Source organism: Serratia nevei, assembly GCF_037948395.1.
GTDB lineage: Bacteria > Pseudomonadota > Gammaproteobacteria > Enterobacterales > Enterobacteriaceae > Serratia > Serratia nevei.
The window spans coordinates 436,641-460,717 of the sequence record NZ_CP149940.1; the positions used below are offsets into that span (position 1 = coordinate 436,641).

General features: G+C 59.3%; 24 protein-coding genes. 7 read left to right on the plus strand and 17 right to left on the minus strand.

The annotated features are described in order from the left end of the window. Positions 1-34 precede the first annotated feature (34 nt). Both V8N38_RS02020 and ubiU read right to left on the minus strand, forming a co-directional pair. Positions 35-913, minus strand: a complete 879-nt coding sequence (locus V8N38_RS02020) for a U32 family peptidase (protein ID WP_147839672.1) — start codon at positions 911-913, stop codon at positions 35-37. Positions 914-924: 11 nt separating this feature from the next. After that, complete coding sequence (ubiU, locus tag V8N38_RS02025; protein WP_048321239.1) at positions 925-1,920, minus strand: ubiquinone anaerobic biosynthesis protein UbiU; 996 nt, start codon at positions 1,918-1,920, stop codon at positions 925-927. A 258-nt stretch (positions 1,921-2,178) separates the two neighbouring features. Between ubiU and ubiT the strand changes: the two genes are divergently transcribed. Both ubiT and V8N38_RS02035 read left to right on the plus strand, forming a co-directional pair. Beyond that, positions 2,179-2,700 carry a ubiquinone anaerobic biosynthesis accessory factor UbiT gene (gene ubiT, locus V8N38_RS02030; protein ID WP_039567957.1) on the plus strand — a complete coding sequence of 174 codons (522 nt, stop codon included), beginning with the start codon at positions 2,179-2,181 and terminating at the stop codon, positions 2,698-2,700. Further along, positions 2,694-3,197, plus strand: a complete 504-nt coding sequence (locus V8N38_RS02035) for a GNAT family N-acetyltransferase (protein WP_048321240.1) — start codon at positions 2,694-2,696, stop codon at positions 3,195-3,197. Before ubiT ends, V8N38_RS02035 begins: the two co-directional genes overlap by 7 nt. Here the strand turns inward: V8N38_RS02035 and V8N38_RS02040 are convergent. From V8N38_RS02040 to speFL, 4 genes are all read right to left on the minus strand, one after another. Further along, entirely contained in the window at positions 3,184-3,489 is a 306-nt protein-coding gene (locus tag V8N38_RS02040) for a GIY-YIG nuclease family protein (RefSeq protein ID WP_145958049.1), read from the minus strand. The two genes, V8N38_RS02035 and V8N38_RS02040, sit on opposite strands and share 14 nt — an antisense overlap. Before the next feature lie 86 nt (positions 3,490-3,575). After that, positions 3,576-4,892, minus strand: coding sequence for a putrescine-ornithine antiporter (gene potE, locus V8N38_RS02045; protein WP_028127578.1), 1,317 nt, complete (start codon positions 4,890-4,892; stop codon positions 3,576-3,578). 62 nt (positions 4,893-4,954) lie between these two features. After that, positions 4,955-7,117, minus strand: coding sequence for an ornithine decarboxylase SpeF (speF, locus tag V8N38_RS02050; protein WP_147839673.1), 2,163 nt, complete (start codon positions 7,115-7,117; stop codon positions 4,955-4,957). Positions 7,118-7,390: 273 nt separating this feature from the next. Then, positions 7,391-7,495 (minus strand): leader peptide SpeFL, encoded by a 105-nt coding sequence (speFL, locus tag V8N38_RS02055; RefSeq protein ID WP_004933443.1) that lies wholly within the window; start codon positions 7,493-7,495, stop codon positions 7,391-7,393. A 433-nt stretch (positions 7,496-7,928) separates the two neighbouring features. On the opposite strand from speFL, the gene V8N38_RS02060 reads away from it, so the two are divergent. Together V8N38_RS02060 and V8N38_RS02065 are read left to right on the plus strand one after the other, a co-directional pair. Continuing rightward, positions 7,929-8,369, plus strand: a complete 441-nt coding sequence (locus tag V8N38_RS02060) for a YhbP family protein (RefSeq protein WP_033648653.1) — start codon at positions 7,929-7,931, stop codon at positions 8,367-8,369. A 30-nt stretch (positions 8,370-8,399) separates the two neighbouring features. After that, complete coding sequence (locus V8N38_RS02065; RefSeq protein ID WP_033652768.1) at positions 8,400-9,032, plus strand: NAD(P)H-binding protein; 633 nt, start codon at positions 8,400-8,402, stop codon at positions 9,030-9,032. On the opposite strand, the gene phnP is transcribed toward V8N38_RS02065, so the two are convergent. From phnP to phnF, 11 genes are read right to left on the minus strand one after another with little or no spacing between them, the layout of a single operon-like run. Further along, a complete protein-coding gene (gene phnP / locus V8N38_RS02070) occupies positions 8,989-9,771 on the minus strand; it encodes a phosphonate metabolism protein PhnP (protein ID WP_033641671.1) in 783 nt (260 codons plus the stop codon). The genes V8N38_RS02065 and phnP overlap by 44 nt on opposite strands. Positions 9,772-9,784: 13 nt before the next feature. Further along, positions 9,785-10,387 carry a DapH/DapD/GlmU-related protein gene (locus V8N38_RS02075; protein WP_049198721.1) on the minus strand — a complete coding sequence of 201 codons (603 nt, stop codon included), beginning with the start codon at positions 10,385-10,387 and terminating at the stop codon, positions 9,785-9,787. Beyond that, on the minus strand, positions 10,384-10,953 hold the full coding sequence (gene phnN, locus V8N38_RS02080) for a ribose 1,5-bisphosphokinase (protein ID WP_147839674.1): 570 nt from the start codon (positions 10,951-10,953) through the stop codon (positions 10,384-10,386). The genes V8N38_RS02075 and phnN overlap by 4 nt, the downstream gene beginning before the upstream one ends. After that, on the minus strand, positions 10,953-12,089 hold the full coding sequence (gene phnM / locus V8N38_RS02085) for an alpha-D-ribose 1-methylphosphonate 5-triphosphate diphosphatase (protein ID WP_015376433.1): 1,137 nt from the start codon (positions 12,087-12,089) through the stop codon (positions 10,953-10,955). Before phnM ends, phnN begins: the two co-directional genes overlap by 1 nt. Then, the gene (gene phnL / locus V8N38_RS02090; protein WP_047729228.1) at positions 12,089-12,793 is read right to left on the minus strand and encodes a phosphonate C-P lyase system protein PhnL; all 705 of its coding nucleotides are present in this window, start codon (positions 12,791-12,793) and stop codon (positions 12,089-12,091) included. The genes phnM and phnL overlap by 1 nt, the downstream gene beginning before the upstream one ends. 16 nt (positions 12,794-12,809) lie before the next feature. Continuing rightward, a complete protein-coding gene (gene phnK / locus V8N38_RS02095; protein WP_038879071.1) occupies positions 12,810-13,598 on the minus strand; it encodes a phosphonate C-P lyase system protein PhnK in 789 nt (262 codons plus the stop codon). Next, on the minus strand, positions 13,598-14,458 hold the full coding sequence (locus V8N38_RS02100) for an alpha-D-ribose 1-methylphosphonate 5-phosphate C-P-lyase PhnJ (protein WP_004933420.1): 861 nt from the start codon (positions 14,456-14,458) through the stop codon (positions 13,598-13,600). The genes phnK and V8N38_RS02100 overlap by 1 nt, the downstream gene beginning before the upstream one ends. Then, positions 14,451-15,536: a carbon-phosphorus lyase complex subunit PhnI gene (locus tag V8N38_RS02105; protein WP_147839675.1), complete on the minus strand. Its 1,086-nt coding sequence runs from the start codon at positions 15,534-15,536 to the stop codon at positions 14,451-14,453. The genes V8N38_RS02100 and V8N38_RS02105 overlap by 8 nt, the downstream gene beginning before the upstream one ends. After that, positions 15,536-16,117: a phosphonate C-P lyase system protein PhnH gene (gene phnH, locus V8N38_RS02110; RefSeq protein ID WP_147839676.1), complete on the minus strand. Its 582-nt coding sequence runs from the start codon at positions 16,115-16,117 to the stop codon at positions 15,536-15,538. The genes V8N38_RS02105 and phnH overlap by 1 nt, the downstream gene beginning before the upstream one ends. Positions 16,118-16,120: 3 nt before the next feature. Further along, positions 16,121-16,564 (minus strand): phosphonate C-P lyase system protein PhnG, encoded by a 444-nt coding sequence (phnG, locus tag V8N38_RS02115; protein ID WP_033652776.1) that lies wholly within the window; start codon positions 16,562-16,564, stop codon positions 16,121-16,123. Beyond that, positions 16,565-17,293 carry a phosphonate metabolism transcriptional regulator PhnF gene (gene phnF / locus V8N38_RS02120; RefSeq protein WP_015376439.1) on the minus strand — a complete coding sequence of 243 codons (729 nt, stop codon included), beginning with the start codon at positions 17,291-17,293 and terminating at the stop codon, positions 16,565-16,567. Positions 17,294-17,520: 227 nt separating this feature from the next. On the opposite strand from phnF, the gene V8N38_RS02125 reads away from it, so the two are divergent. From V8N38_RS02125 to V8N38_RS02135, 3 genes are all read left to right on the plus strand, one after another. Further along, positions 17,521-18,576, plus strand: a complete 1,056-nt coding sequence (locus V8N38_RS02125) for a permease (RefSeq protein ID WP_147839677.1) — start codon at positions 17,521-17,523, stop codon at positions 18,574-18,576. A 41-nt stretch (positions 18,577-18,617) separates the two neighbouring features. Further along, the gene (locus V8N38_RS02130; protein WP_147839678.1) at positions 18,618-18,809 is read left to right on the plus strand and encodes a hypothetical protein; all 192 of its coding nucleotides are present in this window, start codon (positions 18,618-18,620) and stop codon (positions 18,807-18,809) included. Positions 18,810-19,290: 481 nt separating this feature from the next. Continuing rightward, positions 19,291-24,060 carry a DEAD/DEAH box helicase gene (locus tag V8N38_RS02135; protein WP_147839679.1) on the plus strand — a complete coding sequence of 1,590 codons (4,770 nt, stop codon included), beginning with the start codon at positions 19,291-19,293 and terminating at the stop codon, positions 24,058-24,060. Positions 24,061-24,077: the final 17 nt, after the last annotated feature.

Below are 24,077 nucleotides of genomic sequence, written 5' to 3' on the forward strand. Positions count from 1 at the left end.
TGAAAACTCCCCTCCGTGAGGAGGGGAGCGAGGATCACCCCACCAACTCCAACCCGGCCACGCTGCGCCAGTAGCCGTTGCAGTCGGCGTGGTCGGTCAAGGTCAGCGGCTGCTCGCCGCGTTCGTTGGCGCGGAAGGCATCGATTTGCGCCAGCGTCTCGGCGCCCTGCGGCGATAGCCGCACGATGTCCACCAGCCCCTGCATGCTCGGCAGCTCGTTGCCGAGGTTGTAGCAGTAGCCGCTCATGGTCTGGATGCCGTTGAGCACGAACACCTGCTGTTGCTCCTGCGAACGCATCATGCGGCCCTGCGGATACTTGATGCAGCAGGTTTCGCACTCGTCCTTGCCGCGGTTCTCCGAGCGGGCGGTGAAGCAGCGCGCCGAATAGGCCAGCGGCAGGTGGCCGTAGCTCAGCACCTCCACCTCGAAGTCGTGGCGGAACCCCAGCTCGTCGCACTGGGCCAGCAGGTTGGCCAGCCAGTCGCGTGAAAGTTCGACCGGCATGCACCAGCGCATCATGCCCTGGCGGCGCAGCAGGCGCAGGGTATAGGCGTTGTAGCAGTTCAGCGCATGGCCGGCGACGAACGGCAGACCGCGCTCCGCCGCCATGTTCACCGCGCCCAGATCGTTGGCTTCAAACAGGAACTCGCCGTTCTCCACATAGCGTTTCAGTTCATTCAGCTCGGATGGCGCCTGCAACAGCGCCAGCGTGGAGATCACCACCTGCTTGCCGCTGCGGGCGATTTCGCGCGCCAGCGCCAGCCAATCGCCGACCTTCATCTCGCGCCGCTTGGTGCAGACGCTCTCGCCGAGGTAAATGATGTCGGCGCTGCTCTCCGCCGCCTGTTGATAGAACGCCGCGATGTCGTTTTTCGGCCAGTAGTAGAGTACCGGCCCCAGTGCGTATTTCATGTTTCCTCCGGCTACTGCCATTTGCGGTGATAGGCGCCCAGCGTGGTCTGGGTGCCCTCGGACATCGCGCCCAGCGTCTCCATCCAGGCGGCGTCGGCGCGGTAGGCGGCCGGATCGGCCTGGCAACGGTCGATCGCCTGGCGCCAGACGCGCGCCACCTGGCTGACGTAAGCCGGGCTGCGCTGGCGGCCTTCGATCTTCACCGAGGCGATGTTGGCAGCCAGCAGCTCCGGCAGCAGCTCCAGCGTATTGAGGCTGGTGGGCTCTTCCAGCGCGTGGTAGCGCACGTCGTCCACCAGATAGCGGCCCTTGCACAGCGTCGGGTAACCGGCGTTTTCATGGTCCTGGTAGCGGTCGATCAGCACGTCGTTCAGGCGCGACTCCATGCCCTGCGGGGTTTGCTGCCAGCGCACGAAACGCGCCGGCGAACAGGCGCCGACGGTGTTCGGCGACTCGCCGGTCAGGTAGGAAGAGAGATAGCAGCGCCCCTCGGCCATGATGCACAGGCTGCCGAAGGCGAACACTTCCAGCGGCACCGGGCTGGTGCGCGCCAGCTGTTTCACCTGATGCATCGACAGCACGCGCGGCAGCACCACCCGGCCCACGTCGAAGTTGCGCTGGTAGAAACGGATCGCCTCTTCGTTGGTGGCGGAGGCCTGCACCGAAACGTGGCGCTCCAGCTGTGGGTAGCGCTGGGCGGCATATTCCAGCATCGCCAGATCCGCCAGAATCAGCGCGTCGGCGCCCAGCTGGGCCGCCATATCCACCGCGCGCTGCCAGCGCGCGTAGCCGTCGGGATGGGCGAAGGTGTTGATGGCGATATGCAGCTTGCGGCCGTGGCGATGCACGTAATCGACCGCTTCCTGCAGCTTTTTCTCGGTGAAGTTGAGGCCGGCGAAGTGGCGCGCGTTGGTATCGTCTTTCAGACCGATGTAAACGGCGTCGGCGCCGTTATCCACCGCGGCCTTCAGGGCCGGCAGGTTGCCGGCGGGACAAAGCAGCTCCATAGATTTATCCTGGCTTAGCCGTGCGCCCGGCCGGGCGCACGCTGTCTTTAAAGGTTGCCGAAGGCGGTGTTCCGCCGGCAAACGCGAATCGGGGAGGCCATTTTAGGCAAAGGGGCGCACACAGGTTTTGATTTGGGGCAGCTTATGGCGTATTGATAAACATGGCGGTGAAATGCACTATTTGTTGATATAGACCGCTGAAGCCGCGCGCCAGTGTGGCAAAATAGCGGTAGTCCGTATTGAAAGGAGTGGATGACCGTGTTGGAACAACTACGAGCACGCCTTGTGCGCCAGGGGCCGTCGCTGCTGCGCATCCCGCTGAAATTCACGCCGTTCGCCCTGCAGCGCCAGCTGCTGCAACAGGTGCTGAGCTGGCAGTTCCGCCAGGCGTTGGCGGATGGGGATCTGGAATTTCTCGAATCGCGCTGGTTGAAGATCGAAGTTCGCGATCTGGCGCTACAATGGTTTATGACGGTAGAAAACGACAAACTGGTGGTCAGCCAGCACGCCGAGGCGGACGTCAGCTTCAGCGGCGACGCCAACGATCTGATCCTGATCGCGGCGCGCAAGCAAGATCCGGATACGCTGTTCTTTCAGCGTCGGCTGCAGATTGAAGGGGATACCGAATTGGGCCTGTATGTGAAAAATTTGATGGACGCCATCGAGCTGGAAAGCATGCCCGCGCCGCTGCGCATGGGGCTGTTGCAGTTGGCGGATTTTGTCGAAGCAGGGTTGCAGGAGGGCACGGCGTCGGCTTCCCGTGTGGCGGTATCATGCTGATCCGCGTAGAGATCCCGGTAGACGCGGCGGGCATCGATGCCTTGCTGCGCCGCGCCTTTGGCCGCGACGACGAAGCCGATCTGGTGCAGCAGCTGCGCGAAGACGGCCTGCTGACGCTGGGCGTGGTCGCCACTGACGACGAAGGCGGGGTAGTGGGTTACGCCGCGTTCAGCCCGGTAGACGTGGCCGGCGAAGACCGCCAATGGGTGGCGCTGGCGCCGCTGGCGGTAGACGAAAGCCTGCGCCGCCAGGGGCTGGCTGAAAAGCTGGTGTACGAAGGCTTGGATTCGTTGAACGAATTCAGCTACGCCGCGGTGGTGGTGCTGGGCGATCCTGCTTACTACGGCCGCTTCGGCTTTAAACCGGCCGCCGCCTATGGCCTGCACTGCCGCTGGCCGGACACGGAAAGCGCGTTCCAGGTCTACCCGTTGGCGGAAGACGCCCTGAATGGCGTCAGCGGCGAAGTGGCTTTTTCGGCGCCGTTTAATCGCTTTTAACGACCGGCAATAGATACTCCAACGACAGCGGCGGGTGATTCACCAGCCGCTCTTTTTGTATTTTGCTCAGCTGTTTGACGCGGTATTCCAGCTTCAGCGCCGTTGAGCGATCCCCCACCTGGCAGTGAAACGCCAGTGTCAATTCCCCTTTGCCGCGTAGCGCCTTGGCGCCTTTGCCGGCCTGATGCTGCGCCATGCGGCGCGCCACGTCGGTGGTGATGCCGGTATACAGCATGCCGCTCGGTAGACGCAGCATGTAGAGGTGCCAGAGAGTGGGGGAAGTGTCGGTCATCGTACGCCGTTTCGGTGGCCAGGGTCGGCGTATGATGGCATGTTCGCCATCACAATCCCATCCCCGGCCGCTGGTGCCCTACCGCTTTACCCCTTTTTTCCCGCCAGCTCGAAGCGCGGCGAGACGATGCCGTACAGCGTCCAGCCGAGGAAGGTGGCGATGGCGCCCCACATCATCGCTTCCTCACCGGAGCTGTAGAGCGCGTAGAAGCTGTACAGCGCGCCGATGCCGGCGATGATATTGGCGATGCGCGCCTTGTTGTCCGGCACTTTCGCCACTTTCTGAATAATGACCAGCGCCGCCATCGACAGGATGTAAGGGATGATGTTGGTCACCACCGCCAGGTTCACCAGCACGTTGAACTGCTTGTTCAGCGACGGGCTGATGGTCATCAGCGATAGGCCGCTCTGGATGACGACGATGGTCAGCATGCCTTTAACCGGCGCGTCGGCCTTGCTCAGCTTGGAGAAGATTTTCGGGAAGAAGCCGCTGTCGGCGGAGGATTTGAACACCTGAGCGATGGTGAACTGCCAGCCGAGCAGCGAGCCGACGCAGGACATGACCATCAACGCCATGATGATCTTGCCGACTGTTGGGTTGAACATGTGCGAGAATGCCAGCCCGAACGGGGCGGTGGAGTTGGCCAGATCCATGTTCGGCACGATGCCGGCGATCACGTTGGTCGAAACGATATAGATCACCGCCGCGCTGAGGGTGCCGCCCAGTACGGCGATCGGCACGTTGCGCTCCGGGTTTTCCACCACGTCGGTGTTGGCGCAGGCGGATTCCAGCCCCAGGAATGCCCACAAGGTCATCGAGATCGAGGCGCCGATGGCTTCGAAGGTCGGCACCTGATGCGGGTTCCAGGCGGCGACGTAGGCGCTGCCGCTGAACCAGTACCAGCCGATGACCGAGATGCCCACCACCGGAATGATCACGCCCCAGACGGTGATGCCGCTGATTTTACCGGTGATGCGCGCACCGCCGAAGTTGGCGACGGTCGCAAGCCACAGCACGCCGATGGTGGCGATACAGATCCCGAGCGGGCTGAGCGTAGCGCCAAACAGCTCGGTGCCGTAGCCGACGGCGGAAATGGCGATGGCGATGTTGGCGATCAGCAGCGAAACGCCGTAGGTGTAGTTCGCCATAAAGTTGCCCGATTTGCCGAAGGCATATTCGGCGTAGCCGCCCATGCCGCCGGATTTACGGCTGAACATGCCGCATTTGGCGAACGCGTAGGCCAGCGCCATCGAGCCGACGGCGGTCACCAGCCAGGAAACGATCGAAATCGTGCCCACTTCGGCCAGCTTGGTCGGCAGCATAATTATGCCGGAACCCATCATATTCACGGCGGTCAGGATCGTTAATTGTACGACCCCCATTTTATTATTGGACTTACTCATGATCATTTTCTCTTTTAGGATGCGATCCGGGCGGCGAAAATAATCGCCGCCCCGTAAGGTGATTAATTTTTCATGACGTAGCCGTAAGCGCGGTTCCAGCCGTCCTCATCCTGTTGGATATAAACGCCCTGCAATTCCGGCGCGAATCCCGGCAATAAGTTGATACCTTCTTCCAATGCCAGGAAATAACGCTGCGCGGCGCCGCCCCAAATTTCACCGGGCACGACGCACAGCACGCCCGGCGGATAAGGCAGGGCGCCTTCGGCAGCGATGCGGCCCTCGGCTTTAGCCAGCGAGACCAATTCCACATTGCCGCGCACGAACTCGGTATTGGCGTCCTGCGGATTCATCACCACGCGCGGGAAATAACTTTTGCGGAACATCTCTTTTTGCAGCTCTTTAACGTCGTAGCTGACGTAAAGGTCGTGCATTTCCTGGCACAGCTGGCGGATGGTGTAGTTTTTGTAGCGCTGCTGGTGGTTTTTATAGACCGCCGGCAGCACCTCGCTGAGCAGGGAGTTCTGCTCGATATGCTTCTCGAAGCGGGCGATCAGGGCCACCAGATGCTGCATCTTGGCGATGTCTTCCGCCGGCGTCAGCAGGAACAGGATCGAGTTGAGATCGCATTTTTCCGGCACGATGCCGTTTTCGCGCAGGTAGTTGGCCAGAATGGTCGCCGGGATGCCGAATTCGCTGTAGCTGCCGGTGGCGGTATCGATGCCCGGCGTGGTGAGCAGCAGTTTGCACGGATCGACGAAGTACTGCGATTCGGCATAGCCCTCAAAGGCGTGCCATTTTTCGCCGGGCACGAAGTTGAAGAAGCGCAGATCGTTGGCCATCGCCGCGGTGTCATAGGCCTGCCACGGTTTGCCGTCGATCTGATCCGGCACGAACGGTTTGATCATCGTGCAGGTGTCCAACAGCATTTTGCGCGCTTCGATCCCCACGCGCACACACTCCTGCCACAGGCGCTGGCCGCTTTTGCCCTCGTGCATCTTGGCATTGACGTCCAGCGCGGCGAACAGCGGATAGAACGGGCTGGTGGAGGCGTGCAGCATAAAGGCGTTGTTGAAGCGCTTGTGGTTGCAGTAGCGGCTCTGGCCCTTGATGTGCTTATCTTTTTTGTGGATCTGCGAGGTCTGCGAGAAACCGGCCTGCTGTTTGTGCACCGACTGGGTGACGATGATGCCGGGATCGTTTTCGTTCAGCTCCAGCAGCAGCGGCGAGCAGTCTTTCATCATCGGAATGAACTGCTCATAGCCCACCCAGGCGGAGTCGAACAGGATGTAATCGCACAGGTGGCCAATCTTGTCGACCACCTGGCGGGCGTTGTAGATGGTGCCGTCGTAGGTGCCGAGCTGGATGATCGCCAGGCGGAACGGGCGGGCTTCGTTGGCGCGTTCCGGCGCCACTTCGCGGATCTGTTGGCGCAGGTAGCGTTCGTCGAAGCAGTGCGCGTCGATGCCGCCGATAAAGCCGAACGGGTTGCGGGCGGTCTCCAGATACACCGGCGTGGCACCGGCCTGGATCAACGCGCCGTGGTGGTTGGATTTATGGTTGTTGCGGTCGAACAGCACCAGATCGCCGCGCGTCAGCAGGGCGTTGGTCGCCACCTTGTTCGAGGCCGAGGTGCCGTTGAGCACGAAGTAGGTCTTGTCGGCGTTGAATACCTTGGCGGCGTGCTGCTGGGCGGCGCAAGGCGCGCCTTCGTGGATCAACAGATCGCCCAGTTTGACGTCGGCGTTGCACATGTCGGAGCGGAAAAGCGTTTCGCCGTAGAAGTCGAAGAACTGGCGGCCCGCCGGGTGTTTGCGGAAGAACTCGCCGCCCTGGTGGCCGGGGCAGGCGAAGGTGGCGTTGCCCATTTCTACGTATTGCGTCAGCGTGTTGAAGAACGGTGGCAGCAGCTCGCTCTCATATTTGGCGGCGGCGGCCTCCAGCTGTTTGCCGTAGAACTGGGTATTCTTGCCGCACAGCTCAAACACGCCGTGCAGCGCCGGCAGTACGGCGTTATCCAGCTCTTCTTCGCAGCACACGGCGACGAACAGCGGAATGTTCAGGCCGTGCTCTTCGATGCGCGCCACCATGCCTTGCGCGACGTCGTCTACCGACAGCACGATGGCGGAGACGTCATTAAAATCGCTGTGATGCACATCGACGATGTCGCGTTCAGTTTCAAAGCAGCCGAGGGTTTGGGTGTTGGCGGCAATTTTTAATTTTTTCATTTTTCTCATTCTTCAGGCAAAGGCAGTCCGCCGGCAAATAATTCCATTTGCCGTTAACGCCTTCACGAAAATAAAGGTGTGCGAGAACCCAGCGATGCCGAAAGGCATTAACTGTGTTCGTTATTTTATTTAGCTTGGATGCGCTTGGCCGAAATTAAAAATGAATTGCGTGTCCTTCCCGGTTAGCGAGAAAGAGATATTATCACCGGCGTGCGGAGAATAAATGAAAACGCAATGACACTCTTGTTAACGGCGTAAGAGCGAGGGGGAGGGTTATCTGTAGTTGAAGAATGCGAAGCTAAAGCAGCTGCGATGAGCCATCATCATAATATGGGTTGTGCGCCTGATATGCGCCATTTTGCGGTTATTGTTTTCCATTTTCTAATCCACCTTGCTGAGTGAAAAGATGGCGCTATTTTAACGCAAGGTGAGCTAGAAATCGTGATGAAAGTCACATAAATGCCGGTGTTTATAAATAACTATTCACCTGTTATGCAGTGGGTTGCATAAACAGCGTTCAGGCGGGCTAACAGGCATGTAAACGAATTGCTAATCGGTACCGGGGCGGTGCGCTAATTTTGCATGCCGTCAGGATAGGAAAAATAAAATCGCGCGATTAACCGGTTGCATAACGATCAAATAAATCCGTCTTGTATTTTTTATGTTATAAATCCGCTTTGGGCTTAAATTAATAAAAATGCATTTATTATGTTTTTATATTCACTTTGGGTTTTTGATGATTATCGTTATTTGTGACTCGCCTCAACAACGCAGGGTAAGATGAAGTGAGTGAACAGGGAGGCGAGTAACCTTGAATACCCCAGAACAACGGCAGCAGATTGCGGATTTCATCGGCAAACAACACGTCTTGACGCTGTGCGCCGGCGACGGTCTCGACATGTGGTGCGCCAACTGTTTTTACGTGTTCGACGCCGCGGCGATGGCGCTGTGGCTGATGACCGAACCGCACACCCGCCACGGCGGGCTGATGCTGAACAACGGCCGGGTGGTCGGCACCATCGCGCCGAAGCCGAAAAGCATCGCGCTGATCCGCGGCGTGCAGTATCGCGCCGAGGCGGTGCTGCTGAGCGGCGAAGAAGCCGAGGCGGCGCGCGCGCGTTACTGCAAGCGTTTCCCGATCGCCAGGGCGATGAAAGCCTCGGTTTGGCGGCTGGATCTGCACGAGGTGAAGATGACCGACAACACCCTCGGCTTCGGCAAGAAGCTGCATTGGGCGCGGTCTATACTTTAAGTCGACGTATTGATTACAACGGGAGATTGCATGGCGCGAGCACTGTTAGTCGGCGCAACCGGGCTGGTGGGGCGCGAGTTGCTGCAGCTGTTGCAAAGCGATCCGCAGATAACGGCCATCGTGGCGCCGACGCGCACGCCGCTGCCGCCGCACGGCAAGCTGACCAACCCGGTCGGCGATGCGCTGTTCGAACTGCTGAGTAGTCTGCAGCAGCCGGTCGATCTGGTGTTCTGCTGCCTGGGCACCACCCGCCGGGCGGCGGGTAGCGCCGATGCCTTCCGCTACGTCGATTATCAACTGGTGGTGGAGAGCGCGCTGACCGGCCGCCGCTTGGGGGCGCAGCACTGTCTGGTGGTGAGCGCGCTGGGCGCCAACGCGGATTCCACCTTCCTGTATAACCGCACCAAAGGCGAGATGGAGCAGGCGCTGCGCGAACAGCACTGGCCGCGCCTGACGCTGGTGCGGCCTTCCATGTTGGTGGGGGATCGCCCTGCGCCGCGCCTGATGGAGCGCCTCACGCTGCCGCTGTTCAGGCTGCTGCCCGGCAAATGGCGCGCCGTTTCCGCCAAAGACGTGGCGCAAACGCTGCTGCAGCAGGCGTTTACGCCGGGCGAAGGGGTCAGGGTGCTGGAGTCGGATCGGCTGCACTGCTACCGAGGCTGACGCTGAGGTGGTCGAACGCCAGCTCCAGCCCGGCGGGCAGTTCGTTGTCCAACAGCCACAGATCGAGATGATGGCTGATGTGCGTCAGCAGCGTGCGTTTGGGCTGCAGCAACCGCTGCGTCTCCTGCGCGCGGGTCAGGTCATTGTGGTTGCGCGGCGCCTGCGGCTGTGGCGGCAGGCTGCAATCGAGCACCAGCAGATCCAGCGCCACGTTTTGCAGATAGTCGGCGGTGGCCGGCGGCAGGCCGACGGTGTCGGTCAGGTAGGCCAGCGCAGCGCCCGCCGCCTGGATCAGATAGCCGTGGGTCAGCTTGGAGTGTTGCAGCGGCAGCGGGGTGATGCGCATGCCGCCCAGCTCGACGGTGGCAAAGGGCGCCAGCGGCGGCTGAAACGCCAGAATGCCGGGGTGTTTGAACAGATCGTCGCAGCCCTGTTCATCCGGCGGGCCATACACCGGAATAGAATTTCCGCACCCCCAACGCAAAGGAAATAACCCCTGAACGTGATCCATGTGGTAATGTGTCAGTAAAAAACGTTGAATTTGCCCCGCCGAAAATCGCCGCTCCAAAGCCGGTAATCCCGCATCCAATAAGGTCGTTTCCCCCTGATAGTTAAGCATGGCGCTGCACGCTCGCCGTCGAAATGCCGGCTCGCGCCGCGCCCGTTGGCAGATCAGGCAGTCGCAGCCGAACACCGGCACTTGCTGCGCGCCGCCGGTGCCGAGAAAGGTCAGTTGCATCGCTCCCCCTCCGTTAAAGGTATTTCTCCGCGAAGCGGTTGATGTCGCGAAAATCTGCCAGCCGCGCCTGCAGCGTGGCGTGATCCCAGTGCCACCACTGGCTGCGTTCGATGCGTTCTATCAGCGCGTCGTCAAAGCGCATGCCGATCTTCTTGGCCGCCACGCCGGCGACGATGCTGTAAGGCTCCACGTCCTTGGTGACCACCGCCGCGCTGCCGATCACCGCGCCGTTGCCGACGCTGACGCCCGGCATCAGAATGGCGTTATGGCCGATCCACACGTCGTGGCCGACGGTGACGTGGTGCTCGCGCCGCCAGTCGAAGAACGCCGCGTCGTCTTCCCCCAGCCCGTATTCAGAGGCGCGGTAGGTAAAGTGGTGCTGCGCGATGCGCTGGTAGGTCGGGTGGTTGCCGGGATTGATGCGCGCATAGGAGGCGATGGAGACGAACTTGCCGATAGTGGCGTAAAAAATCTGGTTGTGCCCGGCGGTGTAGGAGTAGTCCCCCATCTCCACCTCTTCCAGGATCGCATCGTCGGCCAGATGCACATACTGGCCGAGCCGGGTGCGGTTAAGGGTCACGTTGTCGCCGATTTTCGGCTGGGCAAAGTCGTTCATGGCGTCGCATCCTGAGCTTGTCGGGTAGGGGTGGGCAGCAGCGCCAGCAGCGCCGCCAGGGTGTCGTCGAGTGGGCCATCGTTGTGCAGCACCCGGCAGCCGGCGGGCAGACTCTGCTGATATTCTGCCGCCCGCGCCAGCCGCTGCTCGATCTGTTCGGCGCTTTCTCGCCCGCGATCCTGCAGGCGCCGGCGCAGGATCCCGGTGCTGACCTGCAGGCACACCGGCAGCAGCTGCGCACCATAGCGCTGCTGCGCCTGCGGCAGGTGGGCGCGCGAACCGTTGACCGCCACGTCGATCCCCTGCAGCAGCCAAAGATCCACCTCGATCCCGAACGCATAGCGCTGCTGGTGCGCCTGCCAGTCGAGCGCGAACAACCCCTTGGCGCGGCGGCGCAGAAATTCCGGTTCGCTCAGCGCGATGTGATTCTCGCAGCCGGCGTCCGCCGGCCGGGTGATGTAACGGTGCGCCACCAGCGGCGCGCGGTCGGCGTCGGCCCGCAACGCGGCCAGCAGGCTGTCCTTGCCTGCGCCGGAAGGCCCCATCAGGTAGATGAGCCGCGCCATCAGAACACCTGCCTGCCCTGGCGCCACACGTTCTGCACGTAAACGTGCTCGCCGTGCGGCCGCGCCAGCACCAGATCCGCCCGCAGCCCTTCGGCGAGGGTGCCGCGATCCTGCAGATCCAGCGCCCGCGCCGGGTTGCGGGTGATCATGCGCACCGCCTGGGGCAGATCGTAGGCGTTGCGCTCGTCCGCCGCGAGGCGAAACGCCGCGTCCAGCAGGCTGGCCGGGTAATAATCGGAAGAGAGAATATCCAGCACCCCCAGCGCCGCCAGGTGGTGCGCCGCCACGTTGCCGGAGTGAGAACCGCCGCGCACGATGTTCGGCGCGCCCATCAGCACCTGCAGGCCCTGCTGGTGCGAGGCGCGGGCGGCCGCCTCGGTGGTGGGGAACTCGGCAATGGCGCTGCCCAGCGCGCAGGACTCGGCCACGTGTGCGGCGGTGGCGTCGTCATGGCTGGCCAGCGAGATGCGGCGCGCGCGGCAGTGGGCGGCGATCGCCTCGCGGTTCGGCGCTGCCCAGCGGGCGGACAGGGCGACCTGCTGCTCCTCGTACTCGCTCATCTGCTGGTCGTTGAGGTGATATTTACCCTGATAATATTCGCGGTATTTTTCGCGCGAGGCGAACTGGCGCTGGCCCGGCGAGTGGTCCATCAGCGACACCAGCGACACGCCCGGCTTGTCCATCAGCTGTTCGAACAGCGGCAGGGTGCTCTCGTGCGGCAGCTCGCAGCGCAGGTGCAGCCGGTGCTCGGCGCGGTTCACCCCGGCGCGCTGGCTGTGGATCACTGCGTCGATCATCTTCTGCAGGTTTTCCAGCCGGTGGCCGCCGTCGCGCACGTCGCCGATCGCCACCGCGTCCAGTACCGTGGTGATGCCGTTGGCCACCATCAGCGCGTCGTGGCTGCTCATCGCCGAATGGGCCGGCCAGTCAACGTTCGGGCGCGGGGTAAAGAACTTGTCCAGGTTGTCGGTATGCAGCTCGATCAGCCCCGGCAGCAGCCAGCCGCCGTCGCCGTCCAGCGCCTGCGGCAGCCGGCTCGGGCCGTCGGCGAAGCTGCGGATCACGCCGTCCTGCATCTCCAGCGAGCCTTGCACCACCTGGTCATCCAGCACCAGCTTAACGTTATTGACGATCATCAGAGGGCCTCCAGCGCCTGCGGCGCCTGCATGTCATAAAGCCGGTCGGCGACCTGTTGGCGGACGCCTTCATCGTGAAAAATGCCGACGATCGCCGCGCCGCGCGCCTTGGCGCGTTCGATAAGCTGCACCACCGCCGCGCTGTTGCGGCTGTCGAGCGAGGCGGTCGGTTCATCCAGCAACAGAATGGGGTAATCGACGATAAAGCCGCGCGCGATGTTCACCCGCTGCTGCTCGCCGCCGGAGAAGGTGGACGGCGCCAGCGGCCACAGGCGCTGCGGCACGTTGAGCGCAGCGAGCAGCGCTTCGGCGCGTTCGCGGCACTCGGCGCGCTCGACGCCCTGTTCCAGCAACGGCTGCATCACCACCTCCAGCGCGCTGATGCGCGGGATCACCCGCAGGAACTGGCTGACCCAGCCCAGCGTATGGCGGCGCACCGCCAGAATTTGGCGCGCGTCGGCGCTGACCATGTCCAGCCAGTCGCCCTGGTGGTTGATCCAGATATGGCCGCTGTCCGGCAGGTAATTGGCGTACAGCGAGCGCAGCAGGGTGGATTTGCCGCTGCCGGAGTGGCCGTGCAGCACCACGCATTCGCCGCCGTGGACCGTCAGGTTGGCGTCGTGCAGCACCGGCAGGCGGGTGCCGTACTGCTGGTGCAGCACAAAGGTTTTACTGAGATGTTCAACTCGGATTTGCATAGTCATCTGTTATCGCCTTGGGTTACGACAGCACCGAAGAAACCAGCAGCTGGGTGTAGGGATGGTGCGGATCGTCCAGCACCCGGTCGGTCAGGCCGCTCTCCACCACTTCGCCCTGTTTCATCACCAGCAGGCGGTGGGCCAGCAGCCGCGCCACGCCGAGATCGTGGGTGACGATCACCGCCGCCAGCTGCATTTCCACCACCAGATTGCGCAGCAGATCGAGCAGGCGCGCCTGCACCGACACGTCCAGCCCGCCGGTCGGCTCATCCATAAACACCAGTTTGGGGTGGGTGACCAGGTTGCGGGCGATCTGCAGCCGCTGCTGCATGCCGCCGGAGAAGGTGGTCGGCAGATCGTCGAGGCGCGACAGCGGGATTTCGACGTCTTCCAGCCACTGGCCGGCCTGGCGGCGAATGTCGCCATAGTGGCGCTGGCCGATGGCCATCAGCCGCTCGCCGATGTTGCCGCCGGCGGAGACCTGCGGCCGCAGCCCGTCGAGCGGGTGCTGGTGCACCACGCCCCAGTCGGTGCGCAGCAGGCGGCGGCGATCGCTCTCCGCCATGGCGTACAGATCCTGTTCCTGGCCCGCCTGCGGGCGGTAAAGGATCTGCCCGCGCTGCGGCGCCAGCCGCGCCGAGATCGATTTCAGCAGCGTGGTTTTGCCGGAGCCGGATTCGCCGACGATGCCCAGCACTTCACCGGGGTAGATGTCGAACGACACGTCGCTGAAGCCCTTGCCGGGGGCGTACAGGTGGGTAAGCCGGTTCACCGACAGCAGCGGAGTGGTGCTCAAAGGGGTGGAAGTCATCAGTGCTGCGCCTCTTGCGAAGATTGCGCCAGCTGCTGCCGGCAGTAGTCGGTGTCCGAACAGACGAACATGCGGTTGCCCCGATCGTCGAGCACCACCTCGTCCAGGTAGCTGTGGCGCGAGCCGCACAGCGCACAGGGTTCGTCCCACTGCTGCACGCTGAACGGATGGTCGTCGAAGTCCAGGCTCTCCACCTTGGTGAAAGGCGGCAGGGCGTAGATGCGTTTCTCGCGCCCGGCGCCGAACAGCTGCAGCGCCGGCATCATGTGCATTTTCGGGTTGTCGAATTTCGGGATCGGCGAAGGATCCATCACGTAGCGATCGTTGACCTTCACCGGGTAGGCGTAGGTGGTGGCGATATGGCCGTAGCGCGCGATGTCTTCATACAGCTTCACCTGCATCACGCCGTACTCCTCCAGCGCGTGCATCTTGCGGGTCTCGGTTTCGCGCGGCTCGATAAAGCGCAGCGGCTCCGGGATCGGCACCTGATAGATCAGGATCTGGTCTTCGCGCAGCGCGGTTTCCGGAATACGGTGACGGGTCTGGATCAGCGTGGCCTCCGGCGTGCGTTCGGTGGTTTCCACCCCGGCGACGCGCTGGAAGAAGCGGCGGATCGACACCGCGTTGGTGGTGTCGTCGGCGCCCTGGTCGATCACCTTCAGCACGTCGGCGCGGCCGATAACGCTGGCGGTGAGCTGAATGCCGCCGGTGCCCCAGCCGTAGGGCATCGGCATCTCGCGGCCGCCGAACGGCACCTGATAGCCGGGGATTGCCACCGCCTTCAGGATGGCGCGGCGGATCATGCGCTTGGTCTGCTCGTCCAGATAACCGAGGTTATAGCCGGTCAATACTTCACTCATCGCGGGCCTCCTGACGCTCGCTGTATTCCTGTCGCAGCCGCTTGAGCAGCTCCAGTTCGGCCTGGAAGTCGACGTAGTGCGGCAGCTTGAGATGGGAGACGAAGCCGGCGGCCTCGACGTTGTCGGCGTGGGCCAGCACGAACTCTTCGTCCTGCGCCGGGCCGGCGACGCCTTCGCCGTAGTCGGGGCTCTGCAATGCGCGGTCCACCAACGCCATCGCCATCGCCTTGCGTTCGGCGCGGCCGAACACCAGCCCGTAACCGCGGGTGAAGTGCGGCGGATGGTCCTTGGGATCGACGAAGCCGTTGACCATTTCGCACTCGGTCAGCAGGATTTCGCCGATATCGATGGCGAAACCGAGCTCTTCAGGCACGATCTCCACCGAAACGTGGCCGGTGCGGATCTCGCCGGCGAACGGGTGGTTGCGGCCGTAGCCGCGCTGGGTGGCGTAGCCGAGCGCCAGCAGAAAACCTTCGTCGCCGCGCACCAGCTGCTGCAGGCGCGCCGAGCGCGAGCAGGGGTAAACCGGCGGGTTGCGGGTGATGTCGTCCGGCGTGCTGCCGTCGTCCTGTTCCTCGCGCGCCAGCTGCTGGCGACACAACAGATCGAACACGTGGCTGCAGTTGTCCGGCAGCGGTTCGTCGGCCTGCGGCGCACGCGGCGCCTCGCCTTCCGCCAGCAGCGCGAAGTCCAGCAGCCGGTGGGTGTAGTCGTAGGTCGGCCCCAGCACCTGCCCGCCGGGCAAGTCCTTGTAAACCGCCGAGATGCGCCGCTCCAGCCGCATGTTTTCGCTGGCCAGCGGCTCGCTGACCGCCAGGCGCGGCAGGGTGGTGCGGTAGGCGCGCAGCAGGAAGATCGCCTCCACCAGATCGCCGCTGGCCTGTTTGATGGCCAGCGCCGCCAGCTCGCGATCGTAGATGCCGCCTTCGGTCATCACCCGATCCACCGCCAGCCCCAGCTGCTGTTCGATTTGTTCCGCGCCGATCGCCAGCAGCGCGTCGTCGCCGCGCCGCAGCTGTTCCTGCAGCTGATGGGCGGCCTCAATGGCTTTTTCGCCCCCTTTTACCGCTACGTACATCAGCACACCTCCACGCGGGTGGTCCGCGGGATCGCCAGCAGGCGATCGCCGCAGGTCAGCAAGATATCCAGCCCCAGCGGGAAGCGCTGCGGGCGGTTGACCAAATAATCCAGCAGCGCCGGCGGCAGGCGTGGCGCAATCAGGCGTTGGCTCTCGATGCCGGGGCCGGTCAGGCGCAGCGCGGCGCCGTTCTCCAGCTCGCTGAGCTGCACGATGACCGTGGCGCCGAACTCCGGCGAGATTTCCGTGCCGTGCGGCAACGCCTGCAGATCGGCGGCCTGCAACTGCTCATCGAACAGGGCAAAACAGACCTCCTGCGCCGTGGTGGCCAGCGGCGCACCGCTGTGAAAACGAATGTTTGTTAGCACTTGCTCACTTTTTAGCGCCGCGCACAGCTGCAGCGGCGTTTCCTGATCGGCCAGCGTCAGCAGCGCGGCGGTGCTGGCGGCGTTCAGCGGCGCCCAGGCCGGGCCGTTCGGCAGCGTCACCCGGTGGCCCGGTTCGCTCAAGGCTTTAAGAATCAAACGGAAAGCGTGCTGCGATTGATCTATCGGTTGCTCAAAACCGGTCAATAAACTCATGGCTTAATCCCCTCGCACCAGCGTAAAGAAGTCCACCCGGCTGGCGGCGATCGCCCGGGCGCGCAGCTGGCGCTGTTCGTGCTGCAGCGCGGCCAGCGGCGCGATCAGCTGTTGTTGCAGGCGTTCGCCGTGTTCCGGCTGTTGCAGCAGCGCATCGGCCAGCGCGCACAGCTCGGCGTGCGCCTTGTCGCGCCCGGCGATATAGCTGTAGCCGTAGCCGCCGTTGTCCAGCTGCACCACCGCGCGGGTGACCGTCATGTCCCCCAGCACGAAGCGGCGGCCGGTGGCGCCCATGCGCCCCTGCAGCTGGGCCAGGCCGATCTCCGGCGCGCGGATGCTGCGGTAACACGGGCTGAGGTTCAGCGCCTGCCAGTGGCTGCGCAGCTGCTCGGGCCGGCTGTGCGCCAGCACCGACATCCAGCGTTGTCTCGACTCTAAGGCTTGCATTCAGTGCTCCATCGTCAGTTCAATCATGTCGGCGCGGGCCAGGCTGACGGAGTATTCCGCCACGTCTTCGCCGCCGCTGCGGACGTTAAGGGTGCGCACGCACAGCAGCGGCGCGTGGGTGGCGATCTCCAGCAGCCGGCTCTCTTTGGCCTGCGCGCGGCGCGCGCTGATGCGCGTCTGGCGGCGGGTCAGCGGCTGCTGGAGGTGCTGTTCGATAAACTGGTGCAGCGAACCGCTGTGGAACTGCTGCAGCGCCGGCCACCAGTCCAGATCGGGCAGATAGTGGTCGATCACGCTCATCGGCACGCCGTTGACCCGGCGCAGGGTGCGCAGGTGGATCACCATTTCGCCCTCTTCACGCGAGAGTGCGCTGGCGACATGCCCATTGCACGGGCGCAAGACAGCGAGTAAGCGCTCACTGGTGGGGTGGCTGCCCTGCTCGAACAGGTTCTGGCTGAAGCGGGTATTGGCGTGCAGCGGATAGTCGTAAGGCCGCATCAGCACCAGAATGCCGACGCCGTGGCGGCGCTGCAGCCAGCCGCGCTCCACCAGCTGATCCACCGCGCGGCGCAGGGTGTGGCGATTGACCTGGTAACGCTCGGCCAGCTGCTGTTCCGAAGGCAGGTAGTCGCCACAGCGGTACTGCGTGCGCAGCTCCTGTTCCAGCTGCGCGGCGATCTGCTGATAGCGGGTGGGATAAGTGGTCGGATGTCTAGATAACTCCATCATAATAAAAACCTCGTCATACCGATGGCTGTGCGATGAAGGCGGAAGCGGTGCGTTTCATCGGGCGTCTACCCTGTGGTTTTCAAGTTGGCATCATGGTGCCGGGCGCAGATGACAATCGCGTTACGCCTCGGTGGCGAACAGATGAACTATTTAGGACAGCCCGGGCGTGCACGGGCGGCGGCGGCGCGCTATGCTGGCGCCACTGTTGACTGACTCTGGCCGCGACCATGCCGCAACCTCTGAACGCCCCCGAACACGCCCCACGCTCCTGGCCGCTGTGGAAACCGATCCTGTTTCTGCTGGTGGTGGCCGTCGGCCTCTACTACGTCAAATGGCAGCCTTACTACGGCAAGGCGTTCGTAGCGGCGGACAGCCACTCGATCGGCAAATCGATCCTGGCCGACGGCGCCGCGAGCCCCTGGCTGGCGGCCTGGCAGTACGCGCTGGTCTACTTCACCGCAGTATGGAAGGCGGCGCTGCTCGGGGTGCTGTTAGGTTCGCTGGTGCAGGTGCTGATCCCGCGCGACTGGCTGGCGCGCACGCTTGGCCACCGGCGTTTTTCCGGCACCGTGCTGGGGGCGCTGATCGCGCTGCCGGGCATGATGTGCACCTGCTGCGCTGCGCCGGTCGCCGCCGGCATGCGCCGCCAGTCGGTGTCCAGCGGCGCCGCGCTGGCCTTTTGGCTCGCCAACCCGGTATTGAACCCGGCGACGTTGGTGTTTATGGGGTTTGTGCTCGGTTGGCCGTTCGCCGCCATCCGCCTGGTGGCGGGCGTGGTGATGGTGCTGGGCATCGCCTGGCTGGTGCAGCGCATGACGGCCAACGACCCGCAGCCCGCCGCGCCGCAGCCTTTGGTGCTGACGGCGCAGAGCGACGAGCGGCCGTTCCTCGCCCGCTGGGGGAAAGCGCTGTGGGCGCTGTTTTGGTCGACCATCCCGATCTACGTGCTGGCGGTGCTGGCGCTGGGGGCAGCGCGGGTCTGGCTGTTCCCGCATGCCGACGGCGCCGTCGACAATAGCCTGCTGTGGATCATCGGCCTGGCGATCGTCGGCTGCCTGTTCGTTATCCCCACCGCGGCGGAAATCCCGATCGTGCAGACCATGATGCTGGCGGGCATGGGCGCAGGCCCGGCGCTGGCGCTGCTGATGACCCTGCCGGCAGTCAGCCTGCCTTCGCTGCTGATGCTCAACAAGGCCTTCTCCGCCCGGGCGCTGTGCCTGACGGCGGCGCTGGTGGCGCTGTGCGGCGTGCTGACCGGCGTGGTGGGGATGGGGTTGGTGTAACTGATTCATGACCCGATGCTGTCTCAATGGAGGAGATGGAAATGGAACAGCGGAATAAACCTGAAATGGACGTAGAGGCGATGTTGTTGGAGCAAGCGTTGCGTGAAAGGGTGGATGCCGCCCTTGAACGCTTAAGAAACGGCACCGCGGTTTATCTCAGCCATTCGGAGGTAGAAAAACGAATGGCTTTATTTAAAGCGAAAATATGGGAACGTTATCGGCGGGGGTGTTGAGGGGGATTGGTTCAGGGCTGGGCTGGCAGCGTTTACGGGGAGTAGGTCACTGGCAGTTGGTGGTCGGCTTTGAGTGAAAAGCGGACATTGGCCTTATAGGATACCTGAACCGTTCACTGAGAATTCTCTAAAAGTGAATGGATTAGTTAAGCGGATACTTACAAAGGGCCAGCCAGTTCCACACAACGCGGTTTTGACTGAGTACGGCAAGTGCGGATGCCGTGCAGGTTTCTAGGATGTTGGAAGCCATACGCTACGCAAGAGCAAGGGGCAGTCCAACTATAGGGCAGGATCGTCTACCGGGGTGGGGTCAGTCCAAAAATGACTCTGAGGTGTCTGTTAGACCCGTGTCGATTCATGCAACTATATAGGGCATGCTACTAAAAAAAGTAGGATCTATTTCTCCAGTAGTGAATTGAATATCGTCTGAGTTTGTTTTTGAATGAACACAGCACAACTAAACTTTAAGGTTAATTTTTAGATGAAATCGCATGAAGATGGATTGACCGAACAGGAAAAAGAATGGTTTTACGCCCTAATGCAAGATCGTGCGGATAATGCTAACACTCTGGAAAAACCATCAATGCGTGGTATCCAGCGCAGCGTTGTGGACAAGTATTCCGACCAGGCGCATTTCATCTACGAGCTTTTGCAAAACGCAGATGATGTCGGAGCAACATCGGTGAGCTTCCGCCTTGATCAAGATGGACTTTATTTCATTCATAATGGCTCTATTCACTTTTCCGTATCTGACCCGCACTGTGAAGGTGAAGACGCTGGCAACGGTGCTTTAGGACATATTAATTCAATCACCTCCATCGCTAACTCAAGTAAGACGGAGGCGTCTATAGGTAAGTTCGGTGTAGGATTTAAAGCTGTCTTTCAATACACGCAAACCCCACACATATACGACCCTGGAATTCGTTTTAAGATCGAACGTTTCATCGTGCCGCAGATGCTAAATGCTGACCTTGATTGGCGCAATGCTTCAGATACCGTTTTTTTCTTTCCGTTTGACCATAAAGAAAAAACGCCCCTGGAGAGCTACAACGAAATTTTTGAAAAATTGAAATCGCTTGAATTTCCTGTCTTATTCCTTTCGACGTTAAAATCGGTATCCTTTACCGTAGGTGAAACTACTGGCAGATATACTAAAAAAATTGTAGAGGAACTGGAGCAAGAAGACATTCTGGCGCAAAAACTGGTGCTGACATTAGAAGTGGGTGACAGTAAGGCTATTCATCAATTACTCCTGTTTACACACAATCACGCGAACAGAAATGTCTGCACAATCGGGTATGCAATTGGAGAAGACGGGAAACTCGAGCCTGTTGAACATCCAGCGTTCTGTTTTTTCCCGACCAAAGAAATAACGCATCTGAAATTTATCCTTCACGCGCCATTTCTGTTAACGGATAGTCGTGAAGGTATCAAAGCAGGAGAAAAGCATAACCAGCAACTGATTCAGCAGCTGGCGAAACTTACAGCGGATAGTTTACCCATTATTCGTGATAAAAAACTGCTCGATGATGGCATCTTTGACATTATTCCCTATGACGAAAGTCAGTTCAGTGAACTAGACGACCGGAGAAAAATTTCGTTCAAGCCGTTCTATTCTGCTATCAAAACCAAACTCCAGACCGACACGTTGCTCCCCGCCGCCAATGCCAACTACTCACCAAAAAACTGCTCCTATTGGGCAGCAGACAGTGAACTGGTTGAATTATTCTCTGACATGCAACTGGCGCAATTGACGGGTACAGAGAACGCGAGCTGGATTTTTCGTAGTCGTGGCAAGAAAGACGTACAAAATGTTAATAAGGCCCTGGCCGAATACATCGACGGTGGCGATGCTAGGGTATGGTCAATAAGAGAACCTAATCTGATCGTATCAAGTCTTGATCCCGAAGCTACCCTTAAGAAAATTACCGCTGACTTCATCGCCAGCCAATCAATAGAATGGCTGCACAGACTCTATATATACCTTGCCGGACGCGATTCTTACCAAAAATTTGTGAAAGATAAACCTATCTTTCTTGACCAGCAAGGTCAGGCAATCCCGGCCTTTGACGCCTGGAATCAACTCATCCTGTTTCTACCAGACGACGATATTGACGGCTACAAGACCGTCAACGCCGAATTGCTGTCCGACGAGAGCACTCGTGAGTTTATTGAAAAATTTGGAATCAAGAAGCCAAGCCTGCGTGATGAGATCTACAACAAGATCCTCCCGGCCTATAACAGCACCAGCAGCCCTGTTAACGCAGACAACCATTTCGGCCGATTCTTCCGTTACTTCAAAGAGTGTAAAAACGAAGACGTTTCAGAATTTATTAAGCTTATTAAGGATAGGGCTTTTCTTCTCTACACAACGGCTGGGAAAAATGAGTTTTCTCATGGCAAAGCCGATGACATCTATATGCCGACCGAGGATTTGCAAACCTGGTTCACGACCAAGCCAGAAACACCATTTCTGTTTTTGGACAAATACCACGAGATGTTTAGCGAAAAAGAATATCCTGCACTCAAGGACTTTTTCAAAAAACTGGGAATTGCGGATCGCCCTAAAATAATCACCGAAGAGCGCTATATTGAGTGGCAAGAGCGGCGCGATCGACACTTATCCTTAGAGGGACATTCGCACAAGCTGTATGAAAAAAACCTTGATGGCTGTCAGCAGATCATGGCAAATATTGACTTGCCACGGTCACTCCTGCTGTGGAAATTACTTCCACAATTCATTCACCAGCTTAGCGGCAAGCATGTATGGTTTTATTATACAAATCGAAGCGAGTCTTACGAATCCGCAGAGCAAGAAAAATTGCGTACAGCCCGTTGGATCCTTGATAAGGATGGAGCATGGGTTTCAGCCAAAGAGATCACGATTCAAACGCTTGCAGAGCAATACGACATAGTCAGTGCAGAAGCAAAGATGCTCATCAACTTTTTGCACATTCGCGATGAGACACATTTAAGCCCCGAGGAAGCCAGAAAAATTAGACTGGCGGATGCAATTGAACACTCCGGTTTGTCAGAGGACGAAATCCGCATAGCGATTGAAGATGCTAAGCGAAAAAAGCAAGATTCATCCCAACCCATCGTGGAGCCCGTTGACAAAGATCAGCCAGCGGCCGACTCACCATTCATCCGTGATATTGCTCGACGCCGTCCATCCATCCAGGACACCCACTCGGATGGCCCGCAGAAAGACGATTCTGCGGTAGCAGATCGTCAAAGCGACGAAAGTATAGACACAGACGATTACACGCCAAAAACGGTTGACTACGGCAAAAAAATTGACTTGGCCAAAGACCGTTATGCCAGTGAAATTGACTGTCTGGAGCATGAGCAGACGTTATATGACAAGGCCAACGAATTACCTCGTTACAGTTATGGCTGGTTTCTGGCTTTGTTGGAACTTGAGTGCTTAGCAACCAGAACAAAGAATGCTGACAGTAAGACTATTTCTATTGGCTTTGGCAAGGTGGAGCACGATGAACAATCATCCAGAACCATCGTACTGAAAGAACCCAGTCGCTTCATTCCGCAATCTATTGAAGAACTTTCCGGCATACGTGTGGATCTCGATTTTGGTAATGGGCGTACAGGAAAGTTACATATTGAGTCGTTTACGGCCAGAGAATTTTCATTACTGGGTAAACTGGAATCTGCCGATGATTTACAAGGGATGGCACTGGAAGAAGTGGTGGAAGCACGTATTGAAGTCCAGAATCCATCGTTCCTGCAGCAGGTGTTGCTGGAACGATTCCAGGAATTGAGATTAGGCGAAACGTTTGCGATGAAAGCGGGCCTGACGTCTGACATTGAGTTTGTGTTTGGTCCACCAGGAACAGGTAAGACGACTCATCTCGCAGAAAAAGTACTGATACCAAGAATGAAGGGTAGCGGGAAGGAAAACGTGCTTGTCCTAGCGCCAACCAACAAGGCTGCAGATGTGTTGACGACCCGCGTCATGGAGGCGATGGTTGGGGATACCTCATATCAGGAGTGGTTGGTGCGTTTCGGATCATCTGTTGATGTGCGTATTGAAAACGCTGGAGTATGGCGGGACAGAACATTCAACATCGGCGCATTGGATCGCTCTATAACGATCACCACCATTGCTCGCTTCGCCTATGATGGATTTACTGGTGAGTACGGTAAGAAACTTTATGAAATGGAGTGGGATACCGTCGTCATTGACGAAGCATCAATGATTTCGTTAGCCAATATCATCTATCCACTTTACCGCACACACCCACGAAAGTTCATTATCGCTGGAGATCCTTTCCAGATCGGGCCGATTGTTGCTGTAGAAGAATGGAAAGATGAGAACATTTACACGTTGGTCGGTCTCAATAAGCGAGGTTCTTTTGCGCAGCCGTCGACAGAGCCTCATGATTACCCGATAGTCAATCTGGAAACACAGTACCGTAGTATTCCTGCAATTGGTGAAGTTTATAGCCGTTTCACTTATGACGGGATCTTGCAACATCACCGTACGACAGAATCTCCCTGTTCGTTTAGTTTCTGCGAATTCGATGCTATGCCGATAAATCTCATCAAATTTCCGGTCAGTAAATATGAAAGTATTTACCGGGCAAAACGAATGGAAAGCGGAACACCTTATCAGACTTATTCAGCATTGTTCACTTTCGAGTTTGTTCGCTGGCTGTCAGGGAAGATACAGAGAAAAAATTCAGAGATAATCCGTATAGGAGTCATCGCTCCTTATCGCGCTCAAGCTAATATACTGAGCAAGTTGAATGATTCATGGCTTACCAAACCTGATACTGTAAATGTTCAGGTCGGTACGATACACGGCTTCCAAGGGGATGAATGCAATATTATTATTGCGGTGCTTAATCCGCCGCCAAACATTTCAAGTGACTCCCGGATGTTCCTGAACAAACAGAATATTCTTAATGTAGCGATCAGCCGCGCACGCGATAACTTGTTCATTGTTATGCCTGATGCTGAAACAGAGAATATTGGAAATTTACGCAAAGTTACTGAGATTGAGAGGCTGGTGAAAGCAAGTGATGCGTACTACGAATATGGATCGAATGAAATTGAGAAGATGATTTGGGGCAATGCAAGATATCTTGAAGAGAATACATTCTCGACTGGCCATCAGATGGTGAATGTTTATCGGAAGCCTGAACGTTACTACGAGGTACGTAGTGATGATTCTGCTATTGATATTCAGATTCATGAAAAACAAAGCGGAAGTAAGTCACAGATACCTTGATCTGGAAACGTAGCAAC

Excerpts from the sequence above, each read along its gene's own strand:
- phnG (WP_033652776.1), bottom strand. The coding sequence starts at position 16,564 with ATGCAAGCCTTAGAGTCGAGACAACGCTGGATGTCGGTGCTGGCGCAC.
- phnM (WP_015376433.1), bottom strand. The coding sequence starts at position 12,089 with ATGATCGTCAATAACGTTAAGCTGGTGCTGGATGACCAGGTGGTGCAA.
- phnL (WP_047729228.1), bottom strand. The coding sequence starts at position 12,793 with ATGACTATGCAAATCCGAGTTGAACATCTCAGTAAAACCTTTGTGCTG.
- V8N38_RS02075 (WP_049198721.1), bottom strand. The coding sequence starts at position 10,387 with ATGAACGACTTTGCCCAGCCGAAAATCGGCGACAACGTGACCCTTAAC.
- phnK (WP_038879071.1), bottom strand. The coding sequence starts at position 13,598 with ATGACTTCCACCCCTTTGAGCACCACTCCGCTGCTGTCGGTGAACCGG.
- potE (WP_028127578.1), bottom strand. The coding sequence starts at position 4,892 with ATGAGTAAGTCCAATAATAAAATGGGGGTCGTACAATTAACGATCCTG.
- V8N38_RS02130 (WP_147839678.1), top strand. The coding sequence starts at position 18,618 with ATGGAACAGCGGAATAAACCTGAAATGGACGTAGAGGCGATGTTGTTG.
- V8N38_RS02135 (WP_147839679.1), top strand. The coding sequence starts at position 19,291 with ATGAAATCGCATGAAGATGGATTGACCGAACAGGAAAAAGAATGGTTT.
- V8N38_RS02035 (WP_048321240.1), top strand. The coding sequence starts at position 2,694 with ATGCTGATCCGCGTAGAGATCCCGGTAGACGCGGCGGGCATCGATGCC.
- phnP (WP_033641671.1), bottom strand. The coding sequence starts at position 9,771 with ATGCAACTGACCTTTCTCGGCACCGGCGGCGCGCAGCAAGTGCCGGTG.
- phnH (WP_147839676.1), bottom strand. The coding sequence starts at position 16,117 with ATGAGTTTATTGACCGGTTTTGAGCAACCGATAGATCAATCGCAGCAC.
- V8N38_RS02125 (WP_147839677.1), top strand. The coding sequence starts at position 17,521 with ATGCCGCAACCTCTGAACGCCCCCGAACACGCCCCACGCTCCTGGCCG.
- speFL (WP_004933443.1), bottom strand. The coding sequence starts at position 7,495 with ATGGAAAACAATAACCGCAAAATGGCGCATATCAGGCGCACAACCCAT.
- V8N38_RS02065 (WP_033652768.1), top strand. The coding sequence starts at position 8,400 with ATGGCGCGAGCACTGTTAGTCGGCGCAACCGGGCTGGTGGGGCGCGAG.
- V8N38_RS02105 (WP_147839675.1), bottom strand. The coding sequence starts at position 15,536 with ATGTACGTAGCGGTAAAAGGGGGCGAAAAAGCCATTGAGGCCGCCCAT.
- phnF (WP_015376439.1), bottom strand. The coding sequence starts at position 17,293 with ATGATGGAGTTATCTAGACATCCGACCACTTATCCCACCCGCTATCAG.
- speF (WP_147839673.1), bottom strand. The coding sequence starts at position 7,117 with ATGAAAAAATTAAAAATTGCCGCCAACACCCAAACCCTCGGCTGCTTT.
- ubiU (WP_048321239.1), bottom strand. The coding sequence starts at position 1,920 with ATGGAGCTGCTTTGTCCCGCCGGCAACCTGCCGGCCCTGAAGGCCGCG.
- V8N38_RS02020 (WP_147839672.1), bottom strand. The coding sequence starts at position 913 with ATGAAATACGCACTGGGGCCGGTACTCTACTACTGGCCGAAAAACGAC.
- V8N38_RS02040 (WP_145958049.1), bottom strand. The coding sequence starts at position 3,489 with ATGACCGACACTTCCCCCACTCTCTGGCACCTCTACATGCTGCGTCTA.
- phnN (WP_147839674.1), bottom strand. The coding sequence starts at position 10,953 with ATGGCGCGGCTCATCTACCTGATGGGGCCTTCCGGCGCAGGCAAGGAC.
- V8N38_RS02100 (WP_004933420.1), bottom strand. The coding sequence starts at position 14,458 with ATGAGTGAAGTATTGACCGGCTATAACCTCGGTTATCTGGACGAGCAG.